Consider the following 13,911-nt stretch of genomic DNA (forward strand, 5'->3'; position numbering starts at 1 on the left):
TTTATTTCTTTATCTACATTTGAATATTCTATATTAGTTCTTATAGTTCTATATGCTTCTGATATTGGTGATTTTGGATTTCTTTTAGTTATTAGTCTTTTTAGCATGCTTTTTTCTACCTTTCTTTTCTATATTTTCGTTAGGTACTACTCCTAGTGTAGGTAAGTTCAGATATTTTTCTATATCTTGAGTTGTTTTCATTTTTCTATCCATAAATTCTAGTAAGAATACTATGAATAGCCCTATCATAAACCCTAATACTCCAGCTATTGCTACATTCATAACTTTATTAGGTTTTACTGGATCTTCAGGTAATCTCGCCTTATCTATTACTTCAACACTATTTGCATTCGTTATCCTTTTTGCTTCTTTAGAAAATATTGTAGGTATAGTATTAGCTATTTTCATTGCTCTACTTGGACTTGTATTTGTTACGCTTATAGATAATATTTGAGTGTCCTTAACTGGCTCTACTTTCAAACTATTAATTAACTCATCATAAGTCATGTTTAAATCTAATTTATTTATTACTGAATTTAATACTGATTTTGATTTTATAATTTCACCATATGTTAACGTTAACTTTTGAGTAACATTTAACTGGTCTCCTGTTATCATATTATTAGTTGCAGCACTTTGTTCTGCATTAACTATTAAAGTTGTACTTGCTTGGTATTCTGGTTTTAATACAAAGAAACTTATAAGTCCGCTTATTATCATTGCTATTACAGTTATTAGTGCAATTATCCACGCTCGTTTTTTAATTATTTGGAAATATTCCCTTAAGTCTATCGTTTCTTCCATTTGGCCCTCCTCTTAGTGTGTTTTTCCCCATACGATTTATGTATCGACCCCTTATTATAAAACTTTACACCTTTTAGCTAAATTTTTCAATTTTTTTACACGTTTCGTCAAAATTAAAATCCCCATCTTTCTTACAATATAAAAAAAGCTATCTAATTTAGAGTATAGAATAGAAAGCCTTTAAGTTTTAGCGACCTTTAAAGCGTTCTTTCCGCTTTGGGAGCAAAACTTTAATATTCCCTATTCATATCCACTATAAATTTTAGATAGCTTTATTTTACCCCACTTATTGTTGAGTGTAATTTTTATAATCAAATATGAATTTTTTAAGTTGTTCGTTATTGTATTCTTTATCCCAAAGAATTACCCATCCTTTTTCTTGACTTAAAGTTTTTCCCTCTCTATGCCCATCAAGTGGAAATTCAAGTTGTGGGAATTCTGTAAAGTTCATTTTTATAACTTTATTAGCTAGTTTAAATATTTCCATTGGAGGCATATTAGTTTTTGTATATCCTAATATAGTGTTTCCTATTTCCATAAGATCCCCAGGATTACTTGCTAATTTATTATATGCAGCTTGCATAACAGTTCTTTGTCTATTGTCTCTATGATAAGCGTCATCTGCATATCTTATTCTACTGTATGCTAGAGCTTCTGCTCCATTTAAAGTTTGTTTACCAGAACTGTCTACGCCTTGGATATAGCTTACCTCTTTAGGTAGTACGTCTATTTCAACTCCACCTAAAGCATCAATAATTTTTTCAAAAGAACTAAAACTTACAGCAGCATATTTATCAATCTTTAGTCCAAAGTTTTTATCTATAGTTTGAAGTAAAAGTGCAGGTCCTCCATAAGCATAAGCATGTGTTAATTTCTCTTCTCCATAACCTGGAATTTGCACATAAGTATCACGTGCAAGAGAGGTTATTCTAATATCATTATTCTTTTCATCAATAGTTAAAACCATCATAGAGTCAGATCTATTTCCCTTTTCTAGGTTGTTTCCATCAACTCCAGCTAATAAGATATTAGTTATACCATCTTTGTCGTCTGCTTTTTCAATCTTATTTTTTACGTCTTTAGCTGCACTACTATCATATATAGAGTTTAGCTTAAAATAAAAATAACCAAAAGCCACAAGCGGAGTAGCTATTATAAACACAACTAATCCTATGACTATTTTTTTTAAAGTACTCATAAAATCCTCCCTCATTAATATGGATATACATATAGTATCATATATAAATACCTGATACTACTTATTTATATTTACATCAAATAAAACCAAGGCTTTAATCTGTCCTTGGTTTATTGATTGCATTCTATAAGTATCTCTGTTCCTATTCTAACTTCACTTTTAATTTTCAATTTGTAGTTGTATAAATTAATTATTTGAGCTGCAATAGATAGTCCTATTCCAAAGCTATTGTTATATTTTCTTGATTTATCAACTCTATAGAATTTATCTGTTATCTTTGGAATTTCTTCTTTTTCTATACCTATGCCATTATCCTTTATAGATATGTACATTTTCCTTTTTTCTCTGTACACTTTTATTTGTATTTTCTTTTCATCTTTTTCACAGTACTTTATAGCATTATCTATAAATATTATGAAAAGTTGCTTAAAATGTTTCTTGTTCATATAAATGTAAGCATCTTTTTCACACTCAAATTTAAAATCAACATCTTTTCTTATGACTTCAAAGTCATATATAATTTGATCGATTGAAGCTTCTAAGTTTATCTTTTCTATTTCTTCATCAACTATTGTTTTATTGTCTAATTTACCTAGTTCTAATAAGTCATTTACAAGTTTTGTTAATCTATCAACTTCATCTAAGCTTATTTTAAGCGATTTATTTAGTGTTTCAGGATCATTTTTTCCCCATCTATCTAACATTTTTAAATGTCCTTTTAATATGGTTAAAGGTGTTCTAAGTTCGTGTGATGCATCTTGAACAAACTGTCTTTGTACTCCAAATGAATGTTCAACTGAATCCATCATTTCATTGAATATTATATTAACTTTATCAAACTCATCTTTTGGGTTTTGTATATATACTCTACTTGTTATTCCTTTTTCTTGTACTTCTTTCATAGTGTTACTTAAGTTGTTTAATTTTTTTATAAACTGTCTTGATATATATATTCCTGCTATTAAACTTATTATTAATCCTATTATCAACATAAACACAATTATAAGGATTGTATTTTCCAGGAAATCATCATATAATTCACTTTCTCGCTCTAAATACATATAGTATTTATGATTACCTATATGCACAGGAGTTATTAAGCTTACCTTGTCATTGTTTACGCTTAAAGATGTATCTATAATGTATGAACTTGGTTTTTGATAATCGAAATGTTTAGGTTTTTCATCCATTGTATTTAAAATTTCTTTATTATCTGAATTATATATAATAGCGTTTAAGTTCATAGATTCTAAAATTTCTTTTTGCACTTCATCCGAACTGTTGTTATTAAGCAAAATTTCTAGTTCATTGGCTCTTGATTGAATTTCTTCTTTTTCATATTTTATAGTCCAAACTCTAAATACTATAAATTGAGATATATAAGTGATTAAAAATATTACTACTATAGATATAAACGATATAAGTGTCATTCTCCAAAATGTCGATAAAGATTTTAGTTTCTTTATAATCATCTTAAAACATATCCTACACCACGAACAGTATGTATATAATCATCATTTTTTAATTTTGATCTTAGATGTCTTATATAAACATCTACTACATTAGTTTCTGCATCATAATCATACCCCCATACATGTTCTAATAAGTAGTCTCTAGTTAATACTTTATTTTCGTGTCTTATTAATTGAAGTAACAGTTCGTATTCTGTTGTAGTTAAGTTTACTACTTCATCTCCACACTTGACTATTCTAGCTTCTATATCTATAGTTATATCTTTAAATTTCAAAGTACTTACCTTATTATTGTTTAAATTAACTCTTCTTAATATTGTTTCTATTCTTGCTAAAAGTTCCTCTATTGCAAATGGCTTTACAATATAGTCATCCGCCCCCATTTGAAGTCCAGAAACTTTATCCATAACATTATCTCTTGCTGTTAACATTATTATAGGTGTGTTTTTTGATTTCCTTAAACGTCTACAGACTTCTAGACCGTTTAAAGTTGGTAACATTAAGTCTAATATAATCATATCATAATCTTTTTCTATGGCCTTTTCTAAGCCTTCTTTTCCATCATTACACATTTCAGTTTTATATCCTTCATGTGATAGTTCCATGTTTATAAATGATGCTATATTTTCTTCATCTTCTACTACTAATACTTTGTACAAAAAACTCACCTTCTCATATATTTATTAATCCATATTACTTGCATCTTGTTTTACATTTTCAACATCTATAGTTTCGTTATTTTTATCTGAGTTATAATCATAGTTTTCTATATCTACTACTTTTCCACTCACTGAATCAACCTCTACTTCTTTTATTATATTATTTTTATCTTTTATTTTAAACTCATACACTATAGACATGCTATCATCATCTATTTCTTTATCTACCCCAATAACTTCACCTTGTACCTTTTTTAATGCAATATTTTTCAACTCTTCTTCTGAGTATTTACTCTTAGATTTTATTTCATTATAATTATAGCTTTTTTCATCATCACTGTCATAATCTTTATCATCTTTTCCGTTATGATTTTCCATATCTATTATAGCACCAGTCTTTGAATCTAACTCTATTTCATTTAACATGTTGTTTTTATCTTTTATTTTAAACTCATAAACTACCGACATATTATCATCATCTAAATCTTTTTTAACTCCAACAATTTCTCCTGGAATTTGCTTTAAAGCTACCTTTTCTAATTGCGCTTGTGAGTAATTTTCATTCGACTTTACATAAGCATAAGCTGCACCTGTACCTAAAACACTCAATCCAATAGCTCCACTTATCGTTAAAACTGCAAACTTCTTAAACTTTCCTTTATAACCCTTCAAATTTGCTATCTTACTTATTACATCTTCCTTTTTCATAATCAATACCTCCATAAAGTTTTAATTTTTACTATGAGCTTATTATATACAGGCATCATGAAAACTACTTTAAACAGGCATTAACTTAACATAAAAATAATATTAAAATTTTTTAATAATCCATTTACCTATCTCTCCACACACAAAAAGACTGAGCTAAACTTGGAATCGGGATTGAATTTTATGTTGCAGCGACATTCATTTTTCATACCACAAAAAAAGACTGGCTTACATTTTAGGCGAGGGATTTGTGTGTATGTTGTAGCGACATTTACAAGCATCTTCCCAGCTTGTATGGAGCAAAACATACACACAAATCCCGAGCCCACAATAACCCAGTCTCTAATCATACTTAAGTTTATTTTCTACATATGCTTTATCTTGCCAAAACATATCATTCACTAAAGTATTACTTACTTTTATATTAATATTGTTATTATCTTTACCTATAAATAACTTCCCATCTCTTACTTTATTTTCATCAATATTTTTTTTATCATTTACATACTCTTCAAACTTAACCCACTTAGTTCCCTTATCTGTAGAATCTTCATCTACCCATACCTGAACTCTTTCATAATTCATAGGTACAATTTCTTCTATATCATATAACCCTTCTGTAAAGTAGTTCTTGGAAAAATCCTTATTATTAGATATATCAGTTTTCTCACCTCTTAAATAAAAAGGCATCGACGTTTCCATATTTCCATTTAAATCAACTGTATATTTATGATTTTGGCTACCTGAGTTTCCAAGTATTGATATAGAAAATCTATCATTACGATTTACATCACTATCTTTAGCTACCGTCCAGTTTCCATTTTTATCTTTCTTTACAATTTCTTTTCTTATAGTTACCTTCCCCGTTTTATAAGGTATGTCAACTATAGGCTTGTTAAATACTTGTTCCTTATAACTTCCATTTATAGGATCTTTATATTTAATTTCTGCATTTGCATTTGTGGGAATTTTTTCACCCCCAAAGTATGGATCTTTAGTAGAAATATCAAAACTTACTTTAACTCCTCCGGTAAGTTTTCCATTCCCAGTTTTTTTATTTGCAATAATATTACCTATTTTAAAAGTTATTTCATCTTCACCTTTTGAATTTTTAGATACAATAACATTTTCAGGTGGTATCTGTATTTCATTTCCATCTAAATCTGTTATCTTCCAGCTTTTATCTACTATATTAAATTCTTTTGAAACTACATCATGTATAACAGATTCTTTAGCTGCTGAAGCATTAATGTTTTCTTTTATTTCATTACTTACATCATTGAATATTCCATTTATACTATTTAAATCTTGAGTATAATATTTACCTGCATATTCACTTGGGTCTATTACATTTTGAATAGTTTTTAAAAAATTAACAGCTTGACTTTTTTCGCTTTCACCAGCATTAGTAAATAATCCTACACTATAAAATTTAGTATCTTTATACCTAGGATTGTTATTTACATATATAGTCTCTGGAGTTGGCTCATATGCAATTCCTCCAATATTAACTTGGTTAGGAGATCCATATCCTGTAAAGTAACTATAATATTCTCTTTGTGCACTCTTAACATGTATATCAAATCCTGTAAATCCCCAATAGTCTCTAGAGTTCCATGGTAATCCATCTGAAAAAAACACTACATATTTATTAGCCTCATCCCTTGAATCTTCTAAAAGGTTTTGTGCTCTCCATATACCATCTTGAGTATTTGTTCCCCCACCTGAATCTATCTTATCAATAGCTTTATTTATTTTATTTAAATTTGATGTAAAGTTTGTTTGAACTTTAGAACTTGCTCCTGATTTATAATATTGGTTACTGTTATTGTTATACGAAAAATCAGCTACAGATATTCTAACTTGATCATCATTACTTCCATTTAAAATATTTCGACTTAAATTTTTAGCTGCATCTTGTACTTTATCTATTTTATCATTCATACTACCTGACGAATCTATTACAAGTACTATATCAGCTTTTTTAGAGTTTTGAATTGATCCTTCCCCTTTTGCTTCTAACGTTATATTATATGTTCCATTTTCATTTACTTTAGCGCTTTTGTTTATTTCTAAATTTTTATTACCTTGGCATCTTTCAGTATTTTGTGTTGTTTTTGGTGCTGATTTATATTCTGTTTGTATAGCTTCTGGATTTACTTTTTCTGCTCCTTTGTCCAAAGTAACTTTATCATTAGGGAATTTTTCTAATACTTCTTGTTCACTGTTTTCTAATTTATATCTAATCTCTGATTTTAAATTTAAAGATTCATTTTCACGTTTTTGAGCATTATCTTTTAGTTTTGCTTCAAAAGATAAATCTACTTCTTTTGAAGATATATCTCCTAAGTTGATGCTTATACTATCTTTAGAGTTTGTTACTTCACTTTTTATATTTTCCTTTTCTTTAATTCCGTTTACGGAAATATTCTCTGAACTTATTTCAAAGTTGCCAGATATTTTATTTTCAAAAGATGTATTTTTAATATTTACATCTTGTTCATTTCCTTTTATTTTTAAATTTACTTTCAACTGTGTATCTGATATTTTTTCAGTACTTTGTTCTAACAAAAGTTTATTATCCAATGTATGTACTGGATTTTCGCTTGTTATTTCTTTTATAGTTAAGTTATTCTTTTCTTGAGCATATGAAGTAGATTTTCCTTCAATATTTCCTAAGCTTGTTATAATTACCATTGTTAGTACCATTATACAAGATACTAATCTATTTTTTTTCATTTACAGTTCCTCCACACTACTTGCATAAACATATTTACTTTTTAGAGTTCTTGTTTTTTCTACTCATTAATAAAAGTAAAATACTAGTTATCCCTAATACTACATATATGAAAATACCATCTTCTCCTGTTTTTGGGGATTCGCTCCACATATCATCTTCATCTGATACTAAATCATTTGGGGATTGATCTGATTTATCTGTGTTGTCGACTTTATCTGATTTATCTACAGTTTCTTTATCATTATTATTACTTTCCCCTTCACTTCTAACTGCTGTAAATATCCAATCTATCTGAGCAGACTTATTTTTATATTCATTTCCAGTAGATGCTCCATCTAATTTAACTTCCGCAATAAGATTTTCTTCTTGCCCTGGATTAAATACTCCTAAGCTAATACCTTTTGTTAATTTATCTTCTCCATTAACTGCTTCATCATATATAACTTCATCTTTATATGAAATTTTCAAATCTAGTTTATCTAAAAGATCATATTCTTCTTTCGGGCTTACTCGCTCTGCTCTTAAGAAAAGTTCGTATGGGTATTTATGCTTATTTTTAATTTCTAAAGTTCTTCTTATATAATCTCCTGGAATCATGTTAGGATGTTGTAGAAATAAATCATCATCAGGTATGTACACTAATTCATTCGCATTTCCCAATAATTGAACATTAGGTGGAGCCAATGTATCTGCATCCACCTTTATAGTTGTTATTATTGAAAGAAGTGAAGTGACTACTAAAATTTTTCTTAGACAGCTTTTCACATTCTCACTCCTTTATTAGATTTTTTAATTATATTCTTAATTATTTTTGATTTTTCTCTTTAGCATCTGTTGGATCTACAACACCTTGATCTTGTAATTTATCTAATTTTTCAATTAGCCCACTGCCTTTAGCCCAATCTTTATGTGCATTATTTGAAGCTTGAGTAGAATCAGCTTCAACATCTATATCAAATCCTAATCCCCTATAATCATTTCCTGCAGCTGTATCTAATGTTACAGAATCAAGCAATGTATTAGTCCATTTTTCTGGAGCTACTTTACCCATATAGTAGTAGTATCCATCTTTTCCTTCAATCCAAGATCCATTAGATCCATCAGTTTTTAGCCTTTCAGTGAATTTTAATATGATTTTATTAGTATCCAATTGGTGCATTGTTCCATCAGATGCTTTTCTTTCTGTTATTGGTGTTCTAACTTCTTTTCCATTGCTATCCTTTCCTAATTCTACAAATCTAGGTATGAATTTAACTCTTATAAACTGGTCATATGTTGCAGTATTACTTACTTGTACATCTTTATTTACAGTATCACCTGGAATCATATTTGTAGGTTTTTCAAATTCCTCCTCTATTTTTATTCCATTACCATTTTCACCGTTATTTGATGCTGTGTTAAAAGTATTTGTTGCTTTATCTTGAGATGTAAACCATGCAAGTGTTCCCCCTATTACCCCTACTGTCAGTACTCCTGATACTGCTAACGCTTGAACTTTCTTATTCATTTTCTTCCCTCCAAAATTAAATATTTACTCAATCTATGTAATCAGCACTTACTGTTACAGTTGTTTTATGCATCCGCTTTTTCTTTTTCTTTATTTCGTCTTTCTTCTTCATCTATAGATTTTAGTTTTTTTCTAAGATTGCCACCTATAGCACTTAATGCTGTTATTGCAAATATTCCTACTATAATTAGTGATAGGTTTGACTTCATCCATGACATAGCCATTCCAACTTTCGGTATACATTTAACAACTTTACCTATAACTGCTTTTGATTCTACTGGATTTTGATCTTGCACATTATTTGCATCACCTTGTGTTATGTATCTTATTCCTACTCCATCTTTTATAATTTCTTTTACTCTATGTGTTGTTATGTTTCCTGAATTTTGACTTTTAAATGTTATTACATCCCCTACATTTATTTGTTCAGGTCGTAATTCTTTAGCTATTACTAAATCTCCAACCATTATTGAAGGTTGCATACTTCCTGTCATTACAGTGAAAAATTTATTCCCCATTATCGTTGGCTGTTTTCCATCTTTTACGGACTTTACCATAATAAATGATATAGATAATAAAGATATTAGAACTACATAAAAAAGTATATTTCCTATTTTTTTAAACATTTTTTTGTTTTCCATAGTATATTCTCCCTGAATTTTTTTTACCTAGTACATAAATTTTCTAGCATTTTATGTATTCCTTGATTTTCAATCTTACTCCAAGTTTTTTTATATGCATCCTTTGTAGCTTGTACAGCCTCTGCCTTTACATCTACTATTAAAGTTTTATTTTTATATCTTTCTTTTAATTCTTCCGGAATGTTTGCTCTTACTGATTTTAATATTTGTTGTGTTTCTTCGCCCTTTGCAACTATAGTGTTATAGTAATAATAATTGTCGTTGCCATAGATCCATTTATTATTTTCTGTTGTATTTTGATTTGCTATTATATTATTAGTTTCATAGTTTAAAGTTACTAAATTAGTATCTCCTGGCCATGCATTTCCTTTTTCATCTATCCATCTAGGAATTATTGATACTCTTATAAGTGCTGGTGATGTACTATCATTTTTTATTTTTACTGCTTTGCTATATTCATCTCCATTCCAATTTTTAGGTGGTGTAAACTTTTCACTTACTTCTATATTTATATCCCCCAAATTTAATGTATTGGTTACTTTATCTTTGGATGTCAAACTTGCATATGATATCTTTTGAACGGTGACGATACATATTAATAAAAGTATAGATATTGCTCCAACTTTAATTCTTTTTCTACTCATTTAACTCTCCTTAATTTTTGTAATAAAAATTCGCTTCGCTTTATTTCATAGCTTATCTACATTTTTAGCATAAAAAAGGCTATTTAAATGATAAAAGTAATTTTATACTTATATCTTTTAAATAGCCGGTTGCACTATTAGCTCCCTATGTTTCAAGTGCCCATATACAAAACATATTTCATAGCCTCTATATTTAAACCTATTAGATTCCTTATTAATTTATTCTTCTTTTTTATTATACTGAAAAATATTCCCTAAAGCACCCTCAATCGTTTTCCATTTTTTTACATTTTATTCAGTTAATTTGTTGTTTATATTATTTTTTAACTTTCTTAATATATATGTTAAATATTATTTTTTTCAAAAATTAATTTATATGTTATTATGACATTTTCACTATTTTTTCGATATAAATTGCTAAAAAAATATTCATTTTAATTTATTATAATTTTTTAAAAATATCACAAAAAAAGACTGAGTTGTAAGTTTGGAATGGGATTGAACTTTATGTTGCAGCGACATTTACCTTTTATCTTATCAAAAAAAGACTGGGTTATCAGTTCAGTGTGGGATTTGTGTGTATGTTACAGCGACATTTACAAGCATCTTCTCAGCTTGTATGAAGCAAAACATACCACAATTCCCACACCCCCTAATAACTCAGTCTTCAAACTACTTCCATGGCAAGGATTCGTTTTTTAATTATTTAGCAGTATAACCTGCATCTAGAAGCATCTTAACACACGCTTCTCCTTTTCCGTCAGCAACAAGAACTATAGGACCCGTACATCCCATACCACTTTCTGCATAAATTCCATTTTTCCATAAAACTTTAACCGCATCTTCTAAATCCATTATATCTACACCAGATATTTGATGAGTAACAACTTCTTTAGCCGGCATAGCTACTTCCTCATCAGCATCTTTTTTTACTTCCTTCTTAGTTAAAGCAGCTATAATATCGTCATATTTAGCATTTTTAACAGCTTTAAATTCATCTTTTGATACCTTAGTAACGTCACCTTTAACAACATCGTAAGCGTATCTTAATGCATTTGCAACAACTGGAGAACCAGATGCTCTAGATAATATTAATATCTTTCTGTCATAGTCTTCACCTACACCAGGACCATATCCAAATCCTTGAGCTTCATAATCTCCACCAGTAGTAAATGAAGAGAATACTTTCATAAATATATTTCCACTTAAAGTATCAGTAACCATAACATCTGGAGCTCCACATAATAAGTCGTTTCCTCTCATTACGCAACCACCATCTGCTCTAACTGATTCAGCAAAAGATATATCGTATCCATTTGCTTGTAAATCTTTTAAAGCTTTTTCTACTTGTCTAGCACCGTCAACATTTAATATACCAACAGTAGGATTTTTTACTCCTATAGATTTAGCTGTAGATATACCATAAACAGCATTTCTAACCATAGCTTCTATTCTGTTTGTAGCACTTGTTCCTGTAGTAGTAGCAAGTATCATTTCTTTACCTCTACCTGGAGTTATAACTCTACCAACTGTAGAAACTCCTATAGGGAAGTTGTAATGCATAGTTACACAAGCATCTATGTAACCTGAATCTAATAATTCTTCCATTTTAGAATGCATTTCGCTTTCTTCATTAACTTCAACAACCTCAAGTTCAGTTTCAACTTTAGGTCCTATTAAAACTATATCAAATAAATTTGACTTAGCTAGGTGAGCACCTTTAACTAAATTTTCAGTTCCATGCTCACTACCTAATGTAGTCAAACCAATTCTAACTTTTTTACCAAATTCGCCGCTTTCAATAGCATTTGCTATATCTAAAAAAGTTTCGGCTATAATCTTTTTAGGCATAACCAGATCTCCCCTCAAAATGAATTTTTATAAAATTCTATACGTCTTCTATTCCTACTCTTCTATTAACATATCTTGAGCTAATTTTTTCATAGATTCAGCTATAATTTTCTTGATTTCTTCTTTAGAAACTGCAGCTGTTTCTTCTTCTACACCTTGATTTCTCTCAACTATGAAAGAAACTCCGTCGAATAAGTTAGTCATTCTTCCTAAGAATAAACTTCCCTTACCAACTACCATAGCTCTGTTTTTATCTCCAGAAGTTAAATCATCTATACCAAATCCTATATATGGAACTCCTGAAGGTATATGTCCTTGAGTTGGAGCCCAACCTGGTATACCTTTTTCGCTTACAAAGTTCTTTAATTCTTTCTTTTCTAAGTCTCCACGCTTAACAGCAAGAGCACCTATCATTTTATAGTTAGCTTCTGGAACATCCCCAGCTCCAGCAGGCTTAGTTATATCTGGGTTTTGCATTTCAACTGAGTAAACATCAACATCAGTTATTTTTAAGTTAGCTCTATCAAGTCCACTAGTTATTAATGCAGTCATAACAGCTTGTGGAGAAGATCCAGTTCCAACACTGTGTTTTCCTGTTAAATCAGTTCTTATTATTGGGTTAACTCCATCGTTTTCAGAAACTAAAACAGCGAATCCTCCAACAACGTCCTCTAATACTGGAAGACCTTTTTTAACGTGGTCTTTAGCATTCATTCCAAGTTTAGCACTAGCTCCACCTGCAACTACCATAACATTTTTATATATTCCTGATTTAACAAGTGCCGCAGCATTTATTAAAGCATGAGTAGGTCCAGCACAGAAACCTCTTGTATCTGATCCTGAAGCATTTTGAAGTCCAGCCATTTCAGCTATAGCCTTAGCAAAGTTTCCTCCACCTCTTTGGTTCATATCTCCACAAGCTTCTTCTGAACATTCTATTACATAATCTATATCTAATGGATTAACATTTTCTTTTCTTATTAATTGTACCGCAGCAACAACTCCTGAGGCTTTTACAACTAAGTTTTCAAACATTGTATGAGCGTTTAAGTTAACGTCAACATCATGAGCTCTCTTAACATATCCAACTAACTGATTATCATGATATAATCCTTCAGCATGGTGTGAATCTATTAATTCATTTGCATCATCTATATTATCACCTTTAAGCTTTCCAAAGAATGGAGCTAGCTCTGGGTAGTTCTTTTCGAAATTAGGTCTTATATTATTAACAAAATCTTCTTTTAATTTAACTAAGTCAAAAGCATCGCATATTTGCATCATTGCTAAAAATTCATCTTGTGGCATTATTTCTCCACGCTTACCATCTCTTTTTCCTTCTATTTTGTATTCGCACCATGGAAGAGCTATTTCTCTTAATTCTTCTGGTCTGTTGTTTCCTATGTAAACTTGGTTTGGTATATAATTTACTACCTCTTCATAACTTCTTATATGATTAGTAACTTCTTTTAAAAATTCTGATTCTGGATGTGTTTCTCTCTCAACAGCACAAGTAGTACCATTTTTAACTATCATATCTGGTGTGTGAACTAAAATATAACTAGCACCTTTTAAAACTGGAAATGTCATAATATTTACCCCCAATGTATATATGTTATTATTTTTACTTGAATTCTATTATGATAAAAGACTGGATGACTTTATAAAAAATAGGTGGGCAAAATAA

At 29.5% G+C, this 13,911-nt stretch carries 12 protein-coding genes and 1 riboswitch; all 12 genes read right to left on the bottom strand.

What is annotated here, in order from left to right:
- Positions 1–84: 84 nt before the first annotated feature.
- The 12 genes from ACRDDE_RS03650 to grdC all read right to left on the bottom strand — a co-directional run bounded on the left by ACRDDE_RS03650 (position 85) and on the right by grdC (position 13,814).
- On the bottom strand, positions 85–804 hold the full coding sequence (locus tag ACRDDE_RS03650) for a YveK family protein (RefSeq protein ID WP_216560794.1): 720 nt from the start codon (positions 802–804) through the stop codon (positions 85–87).
- A 286-nt stretch (positions 805–1,090) separates the two neighbouring features.
- Positions 1,091–2,002 (bottom strand): LCP family protein, encoded by a 912-nt coding sequence (locus ACRDDE_RS03655; RefSeq protein WP_216560796.1) that lies wholly within the window; start codon positions 2,000–2,002, stop codon positions 1,091–1,093.
- Positions 2,003–2,112: 110 nt separating this feature from the next.
- On the bottom strand, positions 2,113–3,474 hold the full coding sequence (locus ACRDDE_RS03660) for a sensor histidine kinase (RefSeq protein WP_438625599.1): 1,362 nt from the start codon (positions 3,472–3,474) through the stop codon (positions 2,113–2,115).
- Positions 3,471–4,133 carry a response regulator transcription factor gene (locus ACRDDE_RS03665; protein WP_438625600.1) on the bottom strand — a complete coding sequence of 221 codons (663 nt, stop codon included), beginning with the start codon at positions 4,131–4,133 and terminating at the stop codon, positions 3,471–3,473. Before ACRDDE_RS03665 ends, ACRDDE_RS03660 begins: the two co-directional genes overlap by 4 nt.
- A gap of 24 nt (positions 4,134–4,157) precedes the next feature.
- Positions 4,158–4,841 carry a PepSY domain-containing protein gene (locus ACRDDE_RS03670; RefSeq protein WP_438625602.1) on the bottom strand — a complete coding sequence of 228 codons (684 nt, stop codon included), beginning with the start codon at positions 4,839–4,841 and terminating at the stop codon, positions 4,158–4,160.
- Between the two features lie 342 nt (positions 4,842–5,183).
- Positions 5,184–7,580: a vWA domain-containing protein gene (locus ACRDDE_RS03675; protein WP_438625604.1), complete on the bottom strand. Its 2,397-nt coding sequence runs from the start codon at positions 7,578–7,580 to the stop codon at positions 5,184–5,186.
- A 34-nt stretch (positions 7,581–7,614) separates the two neighbouring features.
- Positions 7,615–8,346, bottom strand: coding sequence for an LPXTG cell wall anchor domain-containing protein (locus ACRDDE_RS03680; RefSeq protein ID WP_438625606.1), 732 nt, complete (start codon positions 8,344–8,346; stop codon positions 7,615–7,617).
- Positions 8,347–8,386: 40 nt separating this feature from the next.
- A complete protein-coding gene (locus tag ACRDDE_RS03685; RefSeq protein ID WP_438625607.1) occupies positions 8,387–9,088 on the bottom strand; it encodes a BsaA family SipW-dependent biofilm matrix protein in 702 nt (233 codons plus the stop codon).
- Positions 9,089–9,153: 65 nt separating this feature from the next.
- Positions 9,154–9,729 (bottom strand): signal peptidase I, encoded by a 576-nt coding sequence (locus ACRDDE_RS03690; protein ID WP_438625608.1) that lies wholly within the window; start codon positions 9,727–9,729, stop codon positions 9,154–9,156.
- Between the two features lie 23 nt (positions 9,730–9,752).
- Positions 9,753–10,373 carry a BsaA family SipW-dependent biofilm matrix protein gene (locus ACRDDE_RS03695; RefSeq protein ID WP_438625610.1) on the bottom strand — a complete coding sequence of 207 codons (621 nt, stop codon included), beginning with the start codon at positions 10,371–10,373 and terminating at the stop codon, positions 9,753–9,755.
- A 114-nt stretch (positions 10,374–10,487) separates the two neighbouring features.
- Positions 10,488–10,571, bottom strand: a riboswitch (cyclic di-GMP riboswitch).
- A 504-nt stretch (positions 10,572–11,075) separates the two neighbouring features.
- On the bottom strand, positions 11,076–12,224 hold the full coding sequence (gene grdD / locus ACRDDE_RS03700) for a glycine/sarcosine/betaine reductase complex component C subunit alpha (RefSeq protein ID WP_438625612.1): 1,149 nt from the start codon (positions 12,222–12,224) through the stop codon (positions 11,076–11,078).
- 54 nt (positions 12,225–12,278) lie between these two features.
- Complete coding sequence (gene grdC / locus ACRDDE_RS03705) at positions 12,279–13,814, bottom strand: glycine/sarcosine/betaine reductase complex component C subunit beta (protein WP_438625614.1); 1,536 nt, start codon at positions 13,812–13,814, stop codon at positions 12,279–12,281.
- Positions 13,815–13,911: the final 97 nt, after the last annotated feature.

This window comes from Paraclostridium sp. (assembly GCF_051656405.1).
GTDB lineage: Bacteria > Bacillota > Clostridia > Peptostreptococcales > Peptostreptococcaceae > Paraclostridium.